Below are 20646 nucleotides of genomic sequence, written 5' to 3' on the forward strand. Positions count from 1 at the left end.
CCCGACCCTGTTGATCAAGAGGTTTGCGTCACTCGGAGCCGTTCCGGTGACGCAAACCTCTTGATCAACTATTGGGGCGGGGGGTTCAGCGGGCGGCGCAGCTCACCGTGGGGGCGCCGTTGGTCCCTGTGGAGCTGCCCAGGAAGCCGAACGTCGCGGTTCCCGACGGTGCGACAGTGCCGTTGTAGTTGACGTTCGTCGCTGTCACCGACGAGCCGGACGTCGTCTGGGTGGCACCCCAGATCTGACTGATCGACTGGCCGTTGGGCCAGGTCCAGCTGGCGGTCCAGCCGGAGATCGCCGAACTGCTGTTGTTCGTGATCGTGACCTCGCCCTGGAAGCCGCCCTGCCAGGAGCTCGTCGTCTTGTAGCTGGCCGCGCAGCTACCGCCGGCCGGCGGCGGGGTGGTGGTCGGCGGCGGGTCGGTCGGACCCGGCGTCGGCGTGGTCGGCGTGGGGGTCGGCGACGTCGTGCCGCCCCGGATGCCGGTCACCTGGCCGTTGCCACCGTCGAAGACCACGTCGGAGCAGCCGAAGAAGTTCTCCTGTGAGTCCGAGCGGACCCAGCGGGAGTAGATGATGTGCTGGCCGCTCTTGCCCGAGGGCAGGTTGCCACTGAAGTAGTAGTGCCCGTCGTTGCTGCCGACCGACCCGCGCTGCGGCGGGTTGGTCACCGTCAGGAACGGCTCCTCCAGGTCACTCCAGGCCAGGGCCCGGTTCGGGCTCCAACTGTTCTTCGTCACGTAGAAGTAGAACGTGCCCGGGTGGTGCGCCCAGTTGCTGTACTTGAAGTCCAACCGCGCCCCGGCGGTCAGGTGGGTCAGCGGCCAGTCGGTGCGGGGCAGGTCGTAGCCGCGGAAACCGGTGGCGCCACCGCTGCACAGTTGCCCGTCCGGGATGAAGCCGGTGGTCCGGCCGCCCGCGTCCGAGCGCAGCACGCTGAACCAGTTGTAGAGCGAGTTCGTCCCGCTCTGGGCGACGGCGGCGGAGCACGCGGGGTTGGTCGGCCTGATCTCACCGGTCGTACTGAGGCCGTCCTGCCAGCACAGGTAGGTCCGGCTGCCGGGCGTCATCGCCGCGCCGTGCGCGGCGGCCGGCTGTGGAGTGGACGCCAGGGCGACAGCGCCGAGCGCGAGGGTCATGGCCGCGGTGAGCAAGGCGGCCATACGGGAACGGTTCACAGGTTCTCCTGACTCGCGAGGGGCGCTGGCTGAGCCGCCCCGCCGCAATCGGGTGGGATGTGGCGTGATCGCCCCGCTGTCGTGAGCGGTGCGACGATCACGGCGACGTGCCCCGGCGGGAAACAGCCGGTGGACGTGCGCCGTCGACGGTCCTGTCCTGGACCGGTGCCCTCGCGTCTAACCAACCCGGCAACCGGCGGCGCCGCAGCCCTCGCACCGCCCGGTACGCGTCATCCCACCACGCCGCGGCGACCGAGCGCAATGGTCATTCCTCGATGCGTAAGAAGACCCGCCGGTCGTCGTGGGACGTCATATCCTGCGTACGGGGAGCAGGGACGGAGAGGCGGCCGCCGGTGCCGGACGTGTTCGACGAGGTGCACCGCCGGTGCCGCGACGGCGAGGCGGTCGCGCTGGCCACCGTGGTGGCCACCTGGCACTCCGCCCCGCAGCAACCCGGCGCCGCCATGGTGGTCGCCACCGACGGCACGGTCATCGGCAGCGTCTCCGGCGGCTGCGTCGAGGCCGATCTCTACGAACGGGCCCGCCGTGTGCTCGACACCGGTCAACCCGAGCTGTGCCGCTATGGGATCAGCGACGACGACGCGTACACAGTGGGCCTGACCTGCGGCGGCATCCTCGACGTGTTCGTGGAGCGCGTCGACGCGAGCGCCGTGCCGGCGCTGGACGCGGTCGCCGCGGCCCGCAGCGGTGGCCACCCGGCGGCGATCGTCACCTGCGTGGCCGCCGACGTGGGCGACGATCCACCCGTCGGCGTCGGCATTTCACCGCGCACCGGGCCGACCGACCCGGCCCGTCGGCTCGGCCGTCGGCTGGTGCTGACCGGCCAGCGGTCCGTCGGCTCGCTCGGCGACGACCGGCTCGACGACGCGGCCGGCGCCGACGCCCTCGGGCTGCTCGCCGCCGGGCACAGCGGCATGCTCCGGTACGGGTACCACGGGCAGCGCCGAGGCGGCGGCGTCAGCCTCTTCGTCACCGCGTACGCCACCCCGCCCCGGATGATCGTCTTCGGTGCGATCGACTTCGCCGCCGCGGTGGCCCGGATCGGCGCGTTCCTCGGCTACCGGGTCACCGTCTGCGACGCCCGGCCGGTCTTCGCCACCGCACGGCGCTTTCCCGAGGCGGACGAGGTGGTGGTGCAGTGGCCGCACCGCTACCTGCGTACCGAGTTGGCGGCCGATCGGCTCGACGAGCGGACGGTGGTGTGCGTGCTCACCCACGACCCCAGGTTCGACGTGCCGTTGCTGGAGTTGGCGCTGCGCCACCGGATGGCGTACGTGGGCGCGATGGGCTCACGACGTACCCACGACGAGCGACACAAGCTGCTCAGCGAGGCGGGGCTCAGCCCGGCGCAACTCGCCCGGCTCGCCTCCCCGATCGGGTTGGACCTCGGTGGTCGTACCCCCGAGGAGACCGCTGTGAGTGTGGCCGCGCAGATCGTCGCGGCCCGGTGGGGCGGCACCGGTCGCCCCCTCGCGGACCTCGACGGGCCGATCCACCAGCCGGGGTAGCGCGCCCGCCGGTGGGCGGCCTTCGCCGCCCATCGGGCCGTGCGCTGTGCCAGCCTGGTGCCACGGTGATCGGATCGGCGATCGGCAGCCGGTGGCGGGGACGAGAGGATCGGCATGGGATACGCGGTGGTGCTCGGTGAGGCGCTCGTCGACCTTCTCGACAGCGAGCTCGACGGGGAACGGGTCTATCGGCAGACCATCGGCGGCGGGCCGCTGAACGTCGCCGTCGGGGTGGCCCGCCTGGGGGGTGCGGCACAGTTCGTCGGCTCGCTCGGGGACGACGCGCTGGGCGGTCGGATCCGCGCCTTCCTCACCGCGGCCGACGTCGGGGTGGCCGGTGCGATCACGGTCCCGGCGCCGACGACGCTCGCAGTCGTCACGTACGCCGGGCCGGAGCCGGACTTCCGTTTCTACGGCGAGCCGCCCTCCTACGGGTTGCTCGGCCCCGACGATCTGGACCTGGCGTTGCTGGAGGGCGCCGACGTGCTCTACTGCGGCTCGATCGTGCTGCTCCGACCCGACACGCTGGCCGCCGCCCGCCGTGCCTGGTCGCTCGCCGCCGGCCTGCGGGTCTTCGACCCGAACGTACGTCCCCGGCTGCTGAACGGGCCGGGCGCGCTGGAAGGGCTGCGGGAGGTGGTGGCCGAGTTCGCCGCCGGCGCGCACCTGGTCAAGCTCAGCGCCGCCGACGCGGTGCTGCTCTATCCCGGTGAGCCCGTCGAGGGAGTGGCGGCGTACCTGCGTGAGTTGGGGGCGGCCACGGTGGTCGTGACGCTCGGCGCGGCCGGTGCGGTGCTGGCCGCCGCCACCGCCGACCCGGTCCGGGTGCCCGCCCCCAAGGTCAACGCGATCGATGCCACCGGCGCGGGTGACTCGGTGATGGCCGCGCTGATCGCCGACCTGCTCGTCGACGGCGAGCCGGACAGCCCGTCGGGCTGGGTCGACCGGGTGGCCTTCGCGTTACGGGTGGCCGGCCTGGTCTGCGAATCCCCGGGCGGCGCCACCGCCATGCCCACCCGCGCAGCCGTCCAGAACCGCTTCAACCCCTAACCTCGCCGTACCCCCTGGCCCCCGCGCCCCTTTCCCGCGCCCTCGCGCCGCACCCCTGCCCCTGCCCTGCCCCGCCCCGCCCCGCCCCGCCCCGGCCCGCCCCGTCGCGTAACCCTTCTCCGGCGTCGATCTTGCAGTTTCTGTCGACGTTTCGTCGGCTATGTCCTGCTTTCGTCCCGCGCAAAGTGCAAGATCGCGCGCGGAGGCGGCGCGGCACGGGGCGGAGGCGGGGCGTGGAGGCGCGGGCGGGGCGGAGGCGCGGGCGGGGCGCGGCGCGGAGGCAGGGTGAAGGCGGGGCGGGGTGAGGGCGTGACGCGGGCGCGCGCGGGGCGGGGTGAAGGCGGGTCGGGGGGAGGGTGGGGTGAGGGTTGACCTCGGGGATTTGTGAACGTTAACATCGATGACGCGCGATGGAAACGTGGGTGTCGTCGGGGAGGTTCTGATGCGGGTGGTTCTGGTACCTCTGGCGTTCCGGCACGTCGCGGCCCTACTGGTCGTGTTGCTCGTGGCTGCCGGGATGGTCGTCGCCCACCCGCCGGAGCGGGCAGCCGCGTGGGACAACGGGGTGGCCGACACCCCACCGATGGGGTGGAACAGCTACGACTCGTTCAACTGGCGGGTCACCGAGGCCGACGTCCGGGCCAACGCCGACTACATGGCCACGAACCTGCGGCAGTTCGGCTGGGAGTACGTGGTGATCGACTGGGCCTGGTACTACCCCGGTCAACACAACAACAGCCCGAACCAGGACGCGAACCTGCAACCCCGGCTCCGGATGGACGCCAACGGCCGGCTGCTGCCGGACACGACCCGGTTCCCCTCCGCCGCCGGTGACAACGGGTTCAAGCCGCTCGCCGACTACGTCCACTCGAAGGGCCTGAAGTTCGGTGTCCACCTGATGCGGGGCATTCCCCGTCAGGCGGTCGCCGACAACGTCCCGATCCTCGGCACCAACTGCCGCGCCAACCAGATCAACAACACCACCACCGCGGCCTGGCTCAACCTGATGTGGGGGTTGAACATGTCCAACCCCTGCGCGCAGACGTACCTGGACTCGATGTTCCAGTTGCTGGCGTCCTGGGGAGTCGACTACGTGAAGGTGGACGACATCGCCGCCCCGACGTACCGGCAGTCCGAGGTCGAGGGGTACCGGACGGCCATCCAGCGCAGCGGCCGGCCGATGGTGCTCAGCCTGTCACCCGGCCCGACCTCGCTGTCCAGCGGCGCGCACGTTCAGGCCAACGCGCACATGTGGCGGATCGTCAACGATCTGTGGGACAACTGGTCGTCGGTGGACGCGCTCTTCGACCAGCTGCGCAACTGGACCCCGTACCGCGCCACCGGCGCCTGGCCCGACGCCGACATGATCCCGATCGGGCGGCTCTCCAAGTACGGGCCGGTCGGCTCGCCGCGATACTCCAACCTGACCCCGGACGAGCAGCGCACCCTGATGTCACTGTGGGCGATCAACCGGGCGCCACTGATGTGGGGCGGCAACCTGGTCGAGAACCGCGCCGCCGAGCTGGCGTTGATGACCAACGCGGCGGTCCTGGGGGTCAACCAGAACAGCGCGAACAACCGTCAGCTCTACGGTGGGAGTCGGCAGGTGTGGACCGCCGACGTGCCGGGCAGCAACCATCGGTACGTCGCCCTGTTCAACCGGGACAGCAGCGCGGCGCAGGTGTCGGTGAACCTCGCCGACCTCGGCATCGGGTCGGCCGCCGTGACCGACCTGTGGTCCGGCACGGCCCTCGGCACGGCGACCGGGACCCTCACCCGGTCGCTCCCGGCCCACGGCGCCGGGCTGTACCGGCTCGCCCCGGACACCACGGTGCCGGTGCCGAGCGCGTACACCCTCGCCGCGCGGCACAGCGGCAAGCTGCTGGACGTGAACAACAACGCGACCACCGACGGTGCCGACGTGGTGCAGTGGGCCGCCAACGGTCAGCCCAACCAGCGGTGGCGGTTCCAGGACGCGGGTGGGGGTTACCAGACGGTGGTCAGCGCGCACAGCGGGAAGTGCCTCGACGTGTACGGCGGCGCGGGCGCGACCGCCGACGGGGTACGGGTCACCCAGTGGACCTGCAACGGCGGCACCAACCAGCAGTGGCGGGTGCAGGACCTCGGCACGGGCTACGTGCAGCTCGTCGCGCGGCACAGCGGCAAGTGCCTCGACGTGCTCAACTCCGCCACCACCGACGGTGCCCGCGCGGTGCAGTGGACGTGTGGCACCGGCGCCAACCAGCAGTGGCGACGCACGTCGGTGTAGGCGGTCAGCCCGTGCCGTTCAGCTCCAGGTAGCCGCGGTGGGCGGCGACCAGAGCCGGGCGAGCCCCGAACGGGGCCTCGGCGGCCACCCGCTCCGGCGGGGCGCTGCCGGTGTGCGCGGCCCGGATCAGCCAGGCCAGCTTCGCCAGCTCCGCGTGCTGGGCCCGGACGAAGTCGACGTCGACCAGGTCGCCGTGGCCCGGGATCACCACGGTGCGCGCGGTGGTGAGGCGCAGCAGGTCGGCGACCGCGTCCGGCCACCGCAACGGGTACGAGTCCTCGAAGGCGGGCGGGCCACTCTGCTCCACCAGGTCCCCGGCCACCACCACGTCGGCGTCCGGCACGTGCACCACCAGGTCGGCCTCGGTGTGCCCCCGCCCGGGGTGGCGCAGCAGCACCTGTCGACCGCCCAGGTCGAGGACCGTCTCGACGTGCACGGTGTGCGTGGGAGCCAGCAGCGGGGTGTCGGCCAGCTCGGCGGCGAGCGTCGGGTGCTCCGTGCGCACCTCCTCGTACGCCTCCCGGCGCAGCCGCTCCGGCTCCTCGCGCAGGGCGGCGGCGGCCAGTTCGTGTGCGTACACCGGACGGGGTGGGTCGCCGGCCAGGACGGCGTTGCCGAAGCAGTGGTCGTAGTGGTGGTGGGTGTTGACAAGCGTCAGCGGACGGTCGGTGACCGCCCGGACGGCCGCGGCCAGCTCGGTCGCCTGGGCGGCCGACGAGAGCGTGTCCACCAGCAGCGCCTCGTCGTCGCCGACGACCAGTGTGACGTTGACCCGCAGCAGCGGCTCGGCCAGCACGTGCACCCGGTCGGCGACCTCGACGAAACCGGCGTTCACGACGCCCGCCCGGCCCGTTCGACGAAGCGTCCCCGGTCGACCAGGATCCGGTCCACCCGGCCCCGGGCCACCGTCTGGTCGCCGTCGCTGACTGTGACCTCGAACGACAGCCGGCGACCGTCGACGGTCGCCAGCAGCGCCTGCGCGCGGACCGTCCGGCCGACCACTGTCGGGGCCAGGTGCTCCAACTCGACCCGGGTGCCCACTGTCGTGGACCCGGGCGGCATCCCGGTCGCCGTCGCCGCGACGGTGGCCGCCTCGGCCAGCGCCAGCACCCGGGGGGTGCCCAGCACCGGTACGTCCCCGGAACCGACCGCCTGGGCGGTGTCCGCGTCGGTGACGGTCAACTCGACCTGGGCGGTCAGACCCGGCGCGAAGGCCGGCTCGGGCTGCTCCTGCATGGTCGTCAGCCTAGGTGCTCGCTGGACCCGTCGAGCACGCGCCCGACGATCCGGACGCGACCACCCCCGGACGCGCAACGGGTGGTCCCCGTCGGTCGATGCCGTACCCGTCGTTAACCTTGACCCCGATGGCCGTCGCGACTGACCCCCAGCCCCCCGCCCGGACCGACCCGCCCGCGTCCCCGGACGGGGGTCGTCGGCGCGTCGTCGCCATGACCGTCTGGGCGGTCGCCTTCGTCGCCGCGTGGCTGGCCATCGGGCTGCCCACCGACCCGGCGTACGCCTTCGTCTGGATCTGGCTGGCGACCATCGCCTGGAACAGCGATCGACCGTGGCGTAGCCACCTGCGCTTCGCCCGGGACTGGGTGCCGGTGGTGCTGCTGTTCGTGATCTACAACCTCTCGCGCGGGTTCGCCGACAACGGGGCGACGCCGCACGCGATGGAGTTGATCGTCGCCGACCGGTTCATGTTCGGCTGGGCTACCGGCGGTGAGGTGCCCACCGTCTGGTTGCAGCAGCACCTCTACCACCCGCAGGTGCACTGGTGGGATGTCGCGGCGAGCTGGGTGTACTTCTCCCACTTCGTGGTGGCGCTGGCCGCCGCCGCGGTGCTCTGGCTGCGCGACCGGCACCGCTGGGCCGCGTACATGCGGCGGTGGGGTTTCCTCTGCGCGGCCGGCCTGGTCACCTACTTCATCTACCCGGCGGCCCCGCCCTGGTGGGCGGCGCAGAACGGCCTGCTCACCGAGGTCGCCCGGATCTCCACCCGGGGTTGGAAGGCGTTCGGTATGCACGGCGCCGGCAACGTCCTCAACGCCGGTCAGATCGCCTCCAACCCGGTCGCCGCGATGCCGTCGCTGCACACCGCCTGGGCGTTGTTCGTGGTGCTGTTCTTCCTGACCGCCACCCGTCGTCGCTGGTGGCCGCTGCTGCTGGCGTACCCGCTGGCGATGACCTTCACCCTGGTCTACTCGGGTGAGCACTACGTGATCGACGTGCTGGTCGGCTGGGCCTACGTGGGGCTGACCTTCCTGGTGGTCGGCCTGGCGGAGCGCGGCTGGGCGGCGTGGCGTGTCCGCCACCCGAAGCCCGGAACGCCACCGCCCCCCGACCCCGCCGACCCCCCGACCATTCAGCCCGACCCCCCAACCCCACACGGCCCGGAAACCGCCACCACCAACCCCCCGGTCCCCGCCGACCACTGACCCCTCCCACCCAAGGCCCGCCCCCTCGGCCCGGTGATCATGAAGTTATTGCCCTCCCGCACGGCGTGTCGGGGCAATAACTTCATGATCACCGCGGAGAACGGCGGGGCACGGAGGGCCGGGGGCGGGCGGGGGGAGGGGCGGGTGGGGGGAGGGGGCGGGGTCAGGGGTGGGGGGTGGTGCGGGCCTGGTGGGCTCTGGCGGTCAGGTCGGCTGCCAGGGCCCAGGCCTCGGCCAGGTCACGGTCCTGGGCGGTGGCGCCGGAGCCGCCCGCCGTATCCGCGTGCACGGTGGCCAACCCGAGACGGCGCTGGATGGGCCCCTGAACCACCCGGACGCTCTGGATCCGGGCGTACGGCACGATCACCAGTTGCCGGGTGACCCGGCCCGACCGGGTGGCGAACACCCGCTCGAACAGCCCCGCGCCGAACGCGGCCCGGCCCAGCGGGTGCAGCCAACGGGTCCGGCGCGGCGGCGGGCTCAGCGTGAGAGCGTCGAGGCGTACCCCGGGAAGCACCTCGGCGACGATCATCGTCGCCGTCGGCAGGTCACCGACCGGCAGGAGCCGGTCGGGCCGGTTACGGTCGTCGGCCTCCGCGACGGAGTAGCCGGCCACCTCCAGCCGCAGCCGCAGCCAGCCCTTGACCCGCCACAACAGGGGCCAGGTGGCGCGCACGTTCTGCACCCGCTCCAGCGGCACGGTCTGCGCCCGCGTCTCCAGCAGGCCGTTGTGCACCCGCAGCGTGCCGCCATCGCGGGCCAGCCGGAAGTTCCAGTCGTCGAGGACGCGGCGGATCGGTTGCAGCAGCACACCCGCCATCGCGGTCAGGGTGCTCGCCACCGCGACGAACGACCACGAACCGGCGGTGAGGAACTGCACCACGACGAAGGCCACACCGAACGGGAGCAGGAACGCCTGCGGTGTGAGTAGTTGGCTGATCAGCAGGTTCTGGTTGCTCACCGCGTGCAGTGGTCGGCCGGGTACGGCCGCCGGCGGCACCGTCGCACCCGGGGTCACCGGGGCCGTCGCGTCGGCGGGCGCGGGCTGCGGCCCCACCCGCCCGGCCAGCGCCAGCAGACGTTCGCGCAGCAGGGCCGCGTCGGCCACCCCGAGGTACGCCAGTGGCGCCTCGGTCTTTCCTCCGCCGACCACCTCCAGGCGCAGCTCGGCCAGGCCGGTGAGCTGGGCGAGCAGCGGCCGGACCACCTCGACGGCCTGCAAGCGTTCCAACGGGATGGCCCGGGTACGCCGCCAGAGCAGCCCCTCGTACACCCGTAGTTCCCGGCCGACGACGTGGTAGCCGGTGTTGTACCAGCTGATGACCGACAGCACTGTCGCGCCGAGCGCCAGCACCGCCACCATGGCGGCGAACCAGCCGAAGCCCACCCGCGACAGCGTCGACCAGGACAGCCCGGCGATCACCACGACCAGGGACTTGGCGCCGTGCAGCACCGGGCTGAGCGGGTGCAGTCGTTGCCGGGGTTCGCCCTCGCCACCGCCCGGCGGTGCCGGCCACGGCGCGGGCGCGCCGGGCGGCACCGGCCCACCAGGCGTCGCGCCGGCCGGCACCCGTTCAGGCGGTGTCGCGCCGGGCGGTGTCGCGCCTTCGGGAACAGCGCCGGTGGGTGGCACGGTGCTCGGCTCGGAGGGCCTGTCGCTCATCGGAGCGGCCCTCGGTGCGGTGGGCGGCTGCCCGCGCGGGTGTTCACAGCCCCTCCGCCCGGTCCTCGCCGAGCGCGGTGAGCCGATCGCGCAGCCGCGACGCCTCCGCCGGGCGCAGCCCGGGCACCCGGGCGTCGCTCGCCGCCGCCGCCGTGTGCAGCTGCACGGTGGCCAGGTCGAAGGCGCGCTCCAACGGCCCGGCGCTCACGTCGACGAACTGCATTCGCGAGTACGGCACGATGGAGAGCCGGCGCACCAGCAACCCGTGCCGGACCAGCAGGTCGTTCTCCCGCTCGGCGTACCCCCAGGCCCGGACCGCGCGGACGATCGCGACGGCCCGCCACGCGCCGAACACCAGCACGACGGCCACGGCGAGCCCGAACAACCAGTGACCGCTGAACGCCCAGGCGACCCCGGTCAACGCCAGCCCGATGGCGACCACGATCGCCAGCCGGATCAGCTCCACCCAGATCAGGTCGGTGGAGATCGGCTGCCAGTTGACAGTGTCCGGCCAGGGCTCCAGCGGACCCCGGCCACCCGGCACGGCCGTCGGCAGCACGTGGGAGTCGGGCGGCAGGAGGCCGGGAGGCGGTAGGTCGGGCGGGCGCTGCTCGGCGGCGGGCGCCGGCCGGTGACCGGGTGGCAGCGCGCCCGGTGGCAGCGGGGCGGGCGTCGAGACGTCCGGCGCGGTGGGCTCCGGGCCGAGCGTGCCGGGTGCCGGGAACGCGCCGGGCGGCGGGTCGACGCCGGGAGGCGCGATGGCCGGGGTGGGCGGCCAGGACGGGGAGGTGGGGCCGGGGGAAGCCGGAGGGTCGCCGCTCACACGTCGAGCGTAGGCGATCCTGGCACCGGAGTGACGGCACGCAGGAAGCCTCGAGCGTCGAGGAAGTCGCCGAGGCTGCCCCGGTGCCCGGCGCAGGCCAACCAGGTCTTGCGCCGATCGGCGTCGTGCAGGCGGGGATTGTTCCACTCCAGCGCCCAGACGGCGGCGGACCGGCAGCCCCGGGCCGAACAGATCAGGGCCTCGTCGGCGGGGGAGGGGGTGTTCATCCCGGCCAGTCTAGGGCGGCGGGACGGAGAGGTTGAGCGCCGGGCGACCACGGGGGGAGCCGCCCGGCGACGGGGTGAATCGTACACGCGACAGGCCGGTGTGTGCACACCCGCGATGTGTGATTCGGCCGCCGGGGACGGCACGCCCAAAATCGGCTTCTCCCCACCTCGACACTCAGCAAGGCGTGCGAGTCTTGATACCGCACGAGCCGCGACGACCGACGAACGCTGTGGAGGACCGGTGGCCCAGCCGACCATGCCCGACGCCCCGACGCCGAACGGAGCGGCACCTGCCCCGGTGACCACACCCGCGCAGGACGCCACCCTGCTGGAGAAGGGCCTGTTCGAGATCAAACGTGTGATCGTCGGGCAGGACCGGATGGTGGAGCGGATGTTCGTCGCGCTGCTCGCCCGAGGTCACTGCCTGCTCGAAGGCGTGCCCGGGGTGGCCAAGACCCTGGCGGTGGAGACCCTCGCCAAGGTCGTCGGTGGGTCCTTCGCCCGGGTCCAGTTCACCCCGGATCTGGTGCCTGCCGACATCATGGGCACCCGGATCTACCGGCAGTCGAGCGAGAAGTTCGACGTCGAGTTGGGGCCGGTCTTCGTCAACTTCCTGCTCGCTGACGAGATCAACCGTGCGCCGGCGAAGGTGCAGTCCGCGCTGCTGGAGGTGATGAGCGAGCGGCAGGTGTCCATCGGTGGGGAGAGCCACCGGGTGCCCGACCCGTTCCTGGTGATGGCCACTCAGAACCCGATCGAGCAGGAGGGCGTCTACCCGCTGCCGGAGGCGCAGCGGGACCGGTTCCTGATGAAGATCGTGGTGGGCTACCCGACCGACGCGGAGGAACGGGAGATCGTCTACCGGATGGGCGTGGCCGCGCCCGAGCCGACCGCGGTGTTCGACACGCCGGAGCTGATCGCCCTGCAACGCAAGGCGGACCAGGTCTTCGTCCACAACGCCCTGGTCGACTACGCGGTCCGGTTGGTGCTGGCCACCCGGGCCCCGGCCGAGCACGGCATGCCCGACGTCGCGCAACTGATCCAGTACGGGGCCAGCCCGCGTGCCTCGCTGGGTCTGGTCCGGGCCACCCGGGCCCTGGCGTTGCTGCGCGGGCGTGACTACGCGCTGCCGCAGGACGTTCAGGACATCGCGCCGGACATCCTGCGGCACCGGTTGGTGCTCAGCTACGACGCGCTCGCCGACGACGTACCCGCCGACCACATCGTGCAGCGGGTGATGTCGACGATCCCGCTGCCAGCGGTCGCTCCCCGGCAGCAGGCCACCCCGCCGTCGATCGCGCCGCCGCCGGGCGCTGGCTGGCCCGGGCAGCGCCCGTGACCTCACCCACCCCTCGTCCGGCCCCCCTGGCCGACCGTAGTGAGGCCGTGCTGTCCCGGCTTCAGTTGCTCGTCACCCGCAAGCTCGACGGTCTGCTCCAGGGCGACTACGCCGGCCTGCTGCCAGGACCGGGCAGTGAGGCGGGTGAGTCCCGGGAGTACCGCCCCGGCGACGACGTACGCCGGATGGACTGGCCGGTCACGGCCCGGACCACCACGCCGCACGTGCGGCGTACGGTCTCGGACCGGGAACTGGAGACCTGGCTCGCGCTGGACCTCTCCGCCAGCCTGGACTTCGGGACCGGGCAGTGGCTCAAACGGGAGGTGGTGGTGGCCGCCGCGGCTGCCATCACCCACCTGACCGTGCGCGGGGGCAACCGGATCGGCGCCGTGATCGGCACCGGCGGCGGGGTGTCCGCCCCGGCCCGACGCTGGCGGGGCGGACCACCGCCGGCCGGGCCCGGGGTGCTCACCCGGCTGCCGGCCCGTTCCGGGCGCAAGGAGGCGCAGGGCCTGCTGCGTGCCGTCGCCGGCACCGCCATCCAACCCGGCCGTGGTGACCTGGGCGCCCTGGTCGAGATGCTCAACCGTCCGCCCCGCCGTCGCGGGGTGGCCGTGGTGGTCTCGGACTTCCTCGCGCCGGCCGAGCAGTGGGCGCGGCCGATGCGCAAGCTGCGCGTCCGCCACGACGTGCTGGCGATCGAGGTGGTCGACCCGCGTGAGCTGGAGTTGCCCGACGTGGGCGTGTTGCCGGTGGTCGACCCGGAGAGCGGCGAGCTGCACGAGGTGCAGACCGCCGACCCACGGCTGCGGCAGCGCTACGCCGAGGCCGCCGCCACCCAACGGGCCACGATCGCCGCCGCCCTGCGCGGCGCCGGCGCGGCTCACCTGCGTCTGCGTACCGACCGAGACTGGCTGCTGGACATGGTGCGATTCGTGGCCGCGCAGCGGCACGCGCGTACCCGGGGGACGACACGATGATCCGTTTTCTGCAACCGTGGTGGCTGCTGGCCGTGCTGCCGGTCTTCGCCCTCGCCGCGTTCTACGTCTGGCGGCAGCTGCACCGCCGGGCGTACGCGATGCGGTTCACCAATGTGGACCTGCTGCGTACCGTCGCGCCGAAGGGCCTGGGCTGGCGTCGGCACGTCCCGGCGACCGCCTTCCTGCTCTGCCTGCTGGTGCTGGCCACCGCGCTGGCCCGTCCCGCTGTGGACACCAAGGAGCCGCTGGAGCGGGCCACGGTGATGCTCGCCATCGACGTGTCGTTGTCGATGCAGGCCGACGACGTGGCGCCGAACCGGCTGGAGGCGGCCCAGGAGGCGGCCAAGCAGTTCGTCAATGAGCTGCCGGAGAGCTACAACCTGGGCCTCGTGTCGTTCGCCAAGGCGGCCAACGTGCTGGTGCCGCCGGGCAAGGACCGGGACGCGGTGACCAGCGCCATCGACGGGCTGGTGCTGGCCGAGGCGACCGCGACCGGCGAGGCGGTGTTCACCTGCCTGGAGGCGATCCGGTCGGTGCCGACCGATGGTGCGGCGGGCATTCCGCCGGCCCGGATCGTGCTGCTCTCCGACGGTTTCCGAACCTCCGGTCGGGCGGTGGAGGAGGCGGCGGCGGCCGCGCAGGCCGCGAACGTTCCGGTCTCCACCATCGCCTTCGGCACCGATACCGGCCAGGTCGACATCGGCGGGCAGTTGCAGCGGGTGCCGGTGGACCGGATGGCCCTCGCCGAGCTGGCCGAGACCACCGAGGGTTACTTCTACGAGGCGGCCTCGGTGAGCGAGTTGAAGCAGGTCTATCAGGACATGGGCAGCTCGATCGGGTTCCGCACCGAGCCGCGTGAGGTGACCCAGTGGTACGCCGGGGTGGCGTTGCTGCTGGCGCTCTGCGCGGGCGCGTTCAGTCTGCTGTGGTCGTCCCGGATGCTGTGAACGGCTGCGCCGGCGGCGGTCGAGGATCGCCGCCGGCACCGGGCAGCGCGAGCTGCCGGCCCGCAGCGGTCAGTGACCGCCACCGGCGAGCACGAAGACGATGGCCACCCAGACGGCGGCGAGGGTGAAGCCCAGCGGGGCGACGTAGCGGCTCATGACGGCTCCGGGTGGCGGCTGGACGGTCCGCGCGCGGGGGCGGACCGCAGGGGGTGGGGACGCGCACACGAAGTCGTGACCGGGCGGCTCCCGGCGACCGCCCGGGGTCGGGCGGCGCGGCACACTCACCTCGGCAGGTGCCGACGCGGTGGGGGAGCGGAGCGGGGTCAGCTCACCAGACTGAGTCGTGGCTCAGCGGGACTGACCATCGGCCCGGCCACGACTGGGAGGATCGCTATCTCGCACAGCGATCACCTCCTGCAAGTCGGGCGGGCCGGAACGTCGATGATCGTACACCTGCGGTGCCGCAGGGGCGCACTCGGCCGACCGGCCCGAGAGCCCTCCTCCGCCCGGTTGCCGACGCCGCGCGGCACCCGCCCGTACGCCTCGACCCGGCTGCCCCACCCGCACCACGGTGACCAGCACCACGGCCAGCAACGGCAGCCAGCAGCAGCGCGCCAGCACCCACCCCGGGGCGTCCGGGGCGGTGTGCAGACCGGGCAGGGCCAGCCCGCCGCGGGCGGTGAGCGCGGTCACCGCCACCAGTACCGGCTGGTGCCACAGGTAGATCCGGACGGCGGACCGGTTCACCTCGGTCACCGCCCGGCCCGGCAGGGGCCGGGTCAGCAGCCGGTGCAGTGCCGGCCGGGCGAGCAGCCCCAGCCCCACCTGGGTCACCGCCAACGCCACGACCAGCAGCGACGGCGGGTTCAGGTTGGACACCCCGGCCCCGGGCACGCCGACCGCGCTCACCGGGTAGCCCAGCGCCACCAGCGCCGCCAGCGCGACCGCCCCACCGGCCGCCACCGTCGCGCCCGCCCGCCGGCCGTCCAACCGCCCGTCGGCGTGCGCCACTCCCAGCAGGTACGGCACCGACCAGGCCGCCAGCACGGTGACCGGGGGCAGGTCGGTGCCGGACGGCAGCAGCCGGACGGCCAGGTCGACCGCGGCCACCACGGCCACCGCCGGCGCCACGCACCGAACCACCCCCCACCGGCGTACGGCGACGCGCAGCGGACCGGTCACCGCGACCAGGATCACCAGCGGTAGCAGGAACCACAGCGGGCTGACCGCCAGCCGCAGCGCGACGGCGAGCGTGTCGTCCGAGGTGCCGACGACGGTCGCGGCGAGCAGCACGGCGGCCCCCACACCCAGCAGCGCCACGGCGGGCAGCAGCAGCCGCCACAGTCGACCGGCCAGCCAACCACCCGCGCCGCCCGGGTGACGGGCCAGCGACCGGGTCGAGCCGAACCCGGCGGTGAAGAAGAACAACCCGAGCGTCTGCAACACCCACGTCATCGGGGCCAGGTCGGGCAGGGCGGTCAGCGGACTCGCCTGGTGCAGCCCACCGTCGCCGGTCAGCACCAACCCGGTGACCAGCCAGTGCCCCAGCACGACCCCGCCGATGGCGTACGCCCGCAAGGCGTCGACGGCCCGGTCCCGGCTCACCGGGCGTCCCCGATCCCGTCGGTGCCGACGCCGCCCAGCACGACCGCCGCCACCGCGACCAGCGTGGCGCTGCCCGGGGCGAGGTAGCCGTCGTGCCCCGCCACCCCACCTACCGGCAGGGGTCGGGCACCGAACGCCGGGTCGCCGGGTCGCCGGCCGAAACCCAGGCCGGGCAGCCGCACCGGCGGTACCCGACGGATCCAGTCGGTCGTCGCCTCGGCCGCCCAGAACCGCCGCCCGCCGGGCAGGTCGTCGGCGCGCTGCACCCCGGCGCCGACGCCGCCCAGGCTGACCACGTCGGTGACCCGGGCCGGGGCGTCCGCCGCCGCCAGCGACACCACCAGCGCCCCGTAGCTGTGCCCGACCAGCGTGATCGTCGCCGCCGGACGGCGCGCGGTCAGCTCCCTGAGCAGCGTGGCCAGCCCGGCCGCGCCGCGCCGTGCGCTGACGCCACCGGCGGCCGTCAGGACCCCGTCGGGCGGGTCGTAGCCGAGCCAGGCCAGCACCGCGACCCGTGCCGCCGGGTCGATCGCCCGCAGCTCCCGGTAGAGCTGCCCGGCCTGCGCCGCCGGCGCCCGCCGGGCCACCCCGCCCAACCCCCGGTCGAAGTCGGCGAGAGTGCTGCCGACCCCCGGCACCAGCACCGCGATCCGGTCCGCGTCGGCGAGGTCGCCGAGAACCTCGACCGCGCGGCCGTCACCGCGCTCGTCGAACAGCAGGAACCGGCGTCCGTCGGCCGCCCAGTCCGCGTACGGGGGGCCGGCCGCGCGCATCGTCGCCGCCGTCACCGGGTACGCCTCGACGAACCCCACCGCCGTGGCCGGCTCGGGTCGGGTCGGCAGAACCAGGCTCACGCCGAGCAGCGCGGCCACCGCCGCCCGGCTGGCACCTCGTCGTCGCATCACGGTCTCCCTCCGGAATGTCGTCCGGAGGGAGAGTGCGCCCGGGGGCGGGGCCCGGTCGTCGTCCCACAGAGCCGTTTCCGAGCTGGCTCCACAGGGCTACTCGCCGGCGGCCACCAGACCCGTCTCGTACGCCAGCACCACTGCCTGGGCCCGATCGCGCAGACCCAGCTTGGCCAGGATCCGCCCGACGTGCGTCTTCACCGTCTGCTCGGCCACCACCAGGTCGCCCGCGATCTCCGCGTTGTTGCGGCCCCGAGCGATCAACCGCAGCACCTCGGTCTCGCGTGGGGTGAGCCCGGCCAGGTCGGTGGGGCGCGGGCTGCGGCGGTCCGGACGGGCCGCGAACTCGGCGATCAGCCGACGGGTCACCCCGGGGGCGAGCAGCGCGTCCCCGGCCGCCACCACCCGCACCGCCTGCACCAGGTCGGCCGCCGGGGCGTCCTTGAGCAGGAACCCGCTGGCCCCGGCGCGCAGCGCCTCGTACACGTAGTCGTCCAGGTCGAAGGTGGTGAGGATGAGCACCCGGGGCCGCTGCGTCGAGCGGTCACCGAGCAGCTTGCGGGTGGCCTCCAGCCCGTCCATCACCGGCATCCGCACGTCCATCAGCACCACGTCCGGGTCGAGGTGACGGGCGGCGGCCACCGCCTGCGCGCCGTCGGCGGCGTCCCCCACCACCAGCAGATCCGGTTGGGCGGCGAGCAACGCGCCGAAACCCTGCCGGACCATCGCCTGGTCGTCGGCGATCAGCACCCGGATCATCGGTCCCCGCCCTCCGCGTCGTACGGCAACTCGGCCGCCACCGCGTAACCCCCATCGGGCAGCGGCCCGGCGGTGAACGTACCGCCCAGCGAGGTGGCCCGCTCCCGCATACCGGTCAGCCCGTGCCCGGAGCCACCGTCGGCGGTCGGTCGGACGTCGGCCGGGGAGTTTTCGACGCGTACCCCCAGACCGGACGGACCGGCGCGGACGGTGACCCGCACCGCGGCGCCGGCCGCGTGCCGGGCCGCGTTGGCCAGGCCCTCCTGCACGATGCGGTACGCGGCCAGCCCGACCGGCGCGGGCACCCGGTCGTCGTGCACCGGCTCGACGTCCAGGGTCACCGGCAGCCCGGCCCGGCGTGCCGCGTCCACCATCGCGCCCAGGTCGGTGAGGTCCGGCTGCGGCGCGGTCTGCGCGTCGCTCGCCTCGCTGCGCAGCACTCCCAGCAGCCGCCGCATGTCGGTCAGCGCGTCGCGGGCCGACGCGGCGATGGCGACGAACTCCGCGGCTGCCGGGGCCGGCACGTCCGTCAGCCGGTACGGGGCGGTCTCCGCCTGCACCGCGATCAGCGACATGTGGTGGGCCACCACGTCGTGCAGTTCCCGGGCGATCCGGGTGCGTTCCTCCAGCACCGCCCGACGTTCCTGCTCGCGTTCGCTCAGCTCGGTCTGCGCGGCCAGCGCGCTCCGGGACAGCCGGTTGCGCCGGATCAGGTCGCCGGCGATCGCCAGCGCGCCGAGCAGCAGCAGGACCGGAACCCGGTTGTCCGGGTGCACCATGGTGAGCACCGGCACCGTGCTGATCAGCACCACCCAGGCCAGCGCCGGGCGGTCGACCCGTGCGACGACCACCGCCAGCACCGCGATCGAGCCGAGCGCCAGCGGCGGGGTCCACCGCCAGTCCTGATCCGCTGGGGCGTCGAACGTGCAGATCAGCAGGGCCAGCACCGCCAGCCGCCAGGCCAGCAGCGGACGCCGGGGCAGCGCCAGCAGCGGCGCCACGGTCATCGCCGCGAACAGCACCGCGACCGGCGTCGGCAGGCCCCACTCGGTCTCCACGGTCAGCGTGATCAGGAAGAGGCCGAGCGCGGCGAGCAGGCCGACCGGCGCGGCGTACGGAGCCAGCCTGGGCCAGCGGGCCAGCAGCGGCCGACCGGGCGGGGCGTCCCGGCCCCACAGGGCTTGCCCGAGGCCCCCGAGGGCCACGGTGATCGGTCGCCAGTTCACCACCCGGAGGCTACGGGGCGACCCCGCCGCAGGGCGTGCCACCAGGGGTTGATCCCGGTGTCGTACCTCGGTGTGACGCGGCTCCCGTTAGCGCTTACCTGCCGGTAACGCCTAGGCTCGCCTGCGACTGAGATCAGCTGAGCAAGGGGGAACAGTGGCTCGCACCGTGCTGGTGACCGGGGGCAACCGGGGGATCGGCCTGGCCATCGCGCAGGCCTTCGCCAAGCAGGGCGACCGGGTGGCAATCACCCACCGCAGCGGCGAGGCGCCCGAAGGGCTGTTCGGCGTCCGTGCCGACGTCACCGACGCCGCCTCGATCGACGCCGCCTTCGCCGCCGTCGAGGCCGAGCTGGGGCCGGTCGAGGTGCTGGTCGCCAACGCCGGCATGACCGCCGACACGCTGCTGCTGCGGATGACCGAGGAGCAGTTCACCGACGTGGTGGACACCAACCTCACCGGCGCGTTCCGGGTCGCGAAGCGGGCCTCGGGCAAGATGCTCCGCGCCAAGTGGGGTCGCATGATCTTCATCTCCTCGGTGGTCGGCCTCGCCGGCGGTGCCGGGCAGGTCAACTACGCCGCCAGCAAGGCCGGCCTCGTCGGCGTCGCCCGCTCGATCACCCGGGAGCTGGGCAGCCGCAACATCACCGCGAACGTGGTGGCGCCCGGCTTCATCGACACCGACATGACCGCCGGCCTGACCGACGACCGCAAGGCGGAGATTCTCAAGTCCATCCCGGCCGGCCGGATGGCCAGCCCGGACGAGGTCGCCGACGTGGTCACCTGGCTGGCGTCGGACAGCGCCGGGTACGTCTCCGGCGCCGTCATCCCGGTCGACGGCGGCCTCGGCATGGGCCACTAACCCCTTTTGACTACGGAGGAAATCAGCGATGTCCGGACTGCTCGCCGGTAAGCGGCTGCTCGTCACCGGTGTCATCACCGACGCCTCGATCGCCTTCTCGGTGGCGAAGCTCGCTCAGGAGAACGGCGCGCAGGTCGTGCTCACCGGCTACGGCCGGCTCTCCCTGGTCGAGCGGATCGCCAAGCGGCTGCCCGAGCCCGCGCCGGTCATCGAGGTCGACGTCACCAACACCGAGCACCTGGCCGGCCTCGCCGACCGGGTACGCGAGCACGTCGACGGCCTCGACGGTGTCGTGCACTCGATCGGCTTCGCCCCGCAGAGCTGCCTGGGTGGCGGCTTCCTCGACGCGCCCTGGGAGGACGTGGCGACCGCCCTGCACGTCTCCACCTTCTCGTACAAGTCCCTCGCGATGGCGGCGCTGCCGCTGATGTCGCCCGGCGGCGCGGTGGTCGGCCTGACCTTCGACGCGACGAAGGCGTGGCCGGTCTACGACTGGATGGGCGTGGCCAAGGCCGGCCTGGAGTCCGCCTCCCGCTACCTGGCGCTGCACCTGGGCAAGCAGGGCATCCGTAGCAACCTGGTAGCCGCCGGGCCGCTGCGTACCATCGCCGCGAAGTCGATCCCCGGCTTCGACCAGTTCGAGGACGCCTGGACCGAGCGGGCCCCGCTGGGCTGGAGCCTCACCGACCAGGAGCCCGCCGCGAAGGCCTGCCTGGCGCTGCTCTCCGACTGGTTCCCGGCCACCACCGGCGAGATCGTGCACGTCGACGGCGGCTACCACGCCATCGGCGCCTGACGCTTCCCACGTCGCCCCCTGGCCACCGTCCGCGTGACCCACACGTCC

The 20646-nt window shown here is 73.4% G+C and carries 20 protein-coding genes; 9 read left to right on the forward strand and 11 right to left on the reverse strand.

Going from position 1 to position 20646, the window contains the following annotated elements; genetic code table 11:
• Window positions 1–85 precede the first annotated feature (85 nt).
• On the reverse strand, window positions 86–1165 hold the full coding sequence (locus tag AB0877_RS30415) for a lytic polysaccharide monooxygenase (RefSeq protein ID WP_366613149.1): 1080 nt from the start codon (window positions 1163–1165) through the stop codon (window positions 86–88).
• 368 nt (window positions 1166–1533) lie between these two features.
• Here AB0877_RS30415 and AB0877_RS30420 point away from each other — a divergent pair, with 368 nt between their 5' ends.
• The 3 genes from AB0877_RS30420 to AB0877_RS30430 all read left to right on the forward strand — a co-directional run bounded on the left by AB0877_RS30420 (window position 1534) and on the right by AB0877_RS30430 (window position 6028).
• On the forward strand, window positions 1534–2709 hold the full coding sequence (locus tag AB0877_RS30420) for an XdhC/CoxI family protein (RefSeq protein ID WP_366613106.1): 1176 nt from the start codon (window positions 1534–1536) through the stop codon (window positions 2707–2709).
• A gap of 114 nt (window positions 2710–2823) precedes the next feature.
• Window positions 2824–3759 carry a carbohydrate kinase gene (locus tag AB0877_RS30425; protein ID WP_366613108.1) on the forward strand — a complete coding sequence of 312 codons (936 nt, stop codon included), beginning with the start codon at window positions 2824–2826 and terminating at the stop codon, window positions 3757–3759.
• Between the two features lie 442 nt (window positions 3760–4201).
• Complete coding sequence (locus AB0877_RS30430) at window positions 4202–6028, forward strand: RICIN domain-containing protein (RefSeq protein ID WP_366613110.1); 1827 nt, start codon at window positions 4202–4204, stop codon at window positions 6026–6028.
• A gap of 4 nt (window positions 6029–6032) precedes the next feature.
• Here the strand turns inward: AB0877_RS30430 and AB0877_RS30435 are convergent, their stop codons facing one another.
• The gene (locus AB0877_RS30435) at window positions 6033–6863 is read right to left on the reverse strand and encodes an MBL fold metallo-hydrolase (protein WP_366613112.1); all 831 of its coding nucleotides are present in this window, start codon (window positions 6861–6863) and stop codon (window positions 6033–6035) included.
• Complete coding sequence (locus tag AB0877_RS30440; RefSeq protein WP_030488289.1) at window positions 6860–7264, reverse strand: hotdog domain-containing protein; 405 nt, start codon at window positions 7262–7264, stop codon at window positions 6860–6862. Before AB0877_RS30440 ends, AB0877_RS30435 begins: the two co-directional genes overlap by 4 nt.
• 128 nt (window positions 7265–7392) lie before the next feature.
• Here AB0877_RS30440 and AB0877_RS30445 point away from each other — a divergent pair, with 128 nt between their 5' ends.
• A complete protein-coding gene (locus AB0877_RS30445; protein ID WP_366613114.1) occupies window positions 7393–8469 on the forward strand; it encodes a phosphatase PAP2 family protein in 1077 nt (358 codons plus the stop codon).
• 163 nt (window positions 8470–8632) lie between these two features.
• Here the strand turns inward: AB0877_RS30445 and AB0877_RS30450 are convergent, their stop codons facing one another.
• The 3 genes from AB0877_RS30450 to AB0877_RS30460 all read right to left on the reverse strand — a co-directional run bounded on the left by AB0877_RS30450 (window position 8633) and on the right by AB0877_RS30460 (window position 11182).
• Entirely contained in the window at window positions 8633–10132 is a 1500-nt protein-coding gene (locus tag AB0877_RS30450) for a PH domain-containing protein (protein WP_366613116.1), read from the reverse strand.
• Between the two features lie 43 nt (window positions 10133–10175).
• Window positions 10176–10709 carry a PH domain-containing protein gene (locus AB0877_RS30455; protein WP_366613151.1) on the reverse strand — a complete coding sequence of 178 codons (534 nt, stop codon included), beginning with the start codon at window positions 10707–10709 and terminating at the stop codon, window positions 10176–10178.
• A 242-nt stretch (window positions 10710–10951) separates the two neighbouring features.
• The gene (locus AB0877_RS30460; protein ID WP_366613118.1) at window positions 10952–11182 is read right to left on the reverse strand and encodes a hypothetical protein; all 231 of its coding nucleotides are present in this window, start codon (window positions 11180–11182) and stop codon (window positions 10952–10954) included.
• A 241-nt stretch (window positions 11183–11423) separates the two neighbouring features.
• On the opposite strand from AB0877_RS30460, the gene AB0877_RS30465 reads away from it, so the two are divergent.
• The 3 genes from AB0877_RS30465 to AB0877_RS30475 are packed head-to-tail and all read left to right on the forward strand — an operon-like array spanning window position 11424 to window position 14448.
• Window positions 11424–12521, forward strand: coding sequence for a MoxR family ATPase (locus tag AB0877_RS30465; protein ID WP_196924350.1), 1098 nt, complete (start codon window positions 11424–11426; stop codon window positions 12519–12521).
• Window positions 12500–13501, forward strand: coding sequence for a DUF58 domain-containing protein (locus AB0877_RS30470; protein ID WP_366613153.1), 1002 nt, complete (start codon window positions 12500–12502; stop codon window positions 13499–13501). The genes AB0877_RS30465 and AB0877_RS30470 overlap by 22 nt, the downstream gene beginning before the upstream one ends.
• On the forward strand, window positions 13498–14448 hold the full coding sequence (locus tag AB0877_RS30475) for a VWA domain-containing protein (protein WP_366613120.1): 951 nt from the start codon (window positions 13498–13500) through the stop codon (window positions 14446–14448). The genes AB0877_RS30470 and AB0877_RS30475 overlap by 4 nt, the downstream gene beginning before the upstream one ends.
• 69 nt (window positions 14449–14517) lie before the next feature.
• On the opposite strand, the gene AB0877_RS30480 is transcribed toward AB0877_RS30475, so the two are convergent.
• The 5 genes from AB0877_RS30480 to AB0877_RS30500 form a co-directional block, all read right to left on the reverse strand.
• Window positions 14518–14733: a hypothetical protein gene (locus tag AB0877_RS30480; RefSeq protein ID WP_366613122.1), complete on the reverse strand. Its 216-nt coding sequence runs from the start codon at window positions 14731–14733 to the stop codon at window positions 14518–14520.
• 63 nt (window positions 14734–14796) lie between these two features.
• Complete coding sequence (locus tag AB0877_RS30485; RefSeq protein ID WP_366613124.1) at window positions 14797–16053, reverse strand: acyltransferase; 1257 nt, start codon at window positions 16051–16053, stop codon at window positions 14797–14799.
• Entirely contained in the window at window positions 16050–16955 is a 906-nt protein-coding gene (locus tag AB0877_RS30490) for an alpha/beta hydrolase (protein WP_366613126.1), read from the reverse strand. Before AB0877_RS30490 ends, AB0877_RS30485 begins: the two co-directional genes overlap by 4 nt.
• A 99-nt stretch (window positions 16956–17054) precedes the next feature.
• Entirely contained in the window at window positions 17055–17717 is a 663-nt protein-coding gene (locus AB0877_RS30495) for a response regulator transcription factor (protein WP_357194423.1), read from the reverse strand.
• A complete protein-coding gene (locus tag AB0877_RS30500; RefSeq protein ID WP_366613128.1) occupies window positions 17714–18943 on the reverse strand; it encodes a histidine kinase in 1230 nt (409 codons plus the stop codon). The genes AB0877_RS30495 and AB0877_RS30500 overlap by 4 nt, the downstream gene beginning before the upstream one ends.
• Window positions 18944–19097: 154 nt before the next feature.
• Here AB0877_RS30500 and fabG point away from each other — a divergent pair, with 154 nt between their 5' ends.
• Both fabG and fabI read left to right on the forward strand, forming a co-directional pair.
• Entirely contained in the window at window positions 19098–19802 is a 705-nt protein-coding gene (gene fabG / locus AB0877_RS30505; protein WP_366613130.1) for a 3-oxoacyl-ACP reductase FabG, read from the forward strand.
• A gap of 28 nt (window positions 19803–19830) precedes the next feature.
• Window positions 19831–20598, forward strand: coding sequence for an enoyl-ACP reductase FabI (gene fabI / locus AB0877_RS30510; RefSeq protein ID WP_366613132.1), 768 nt, complete (start codon window positions 19831–19833; stop codon window positions 20596–20598).
• The last annotated feature ends 48 nt before the right edge of the window (window positions 20599–20646 follow it).

Origin of the sequence: Micromonospora sp. NPDC047644 (assembly GCF_040704315.1) — a bacterium.
In the GTDB taxonomy this organism is placed as follows: Bacteria; Actinomycetota; Actinomycetes; order Mycobacteriales; family Micromonosporaceae; genus Micromonospora.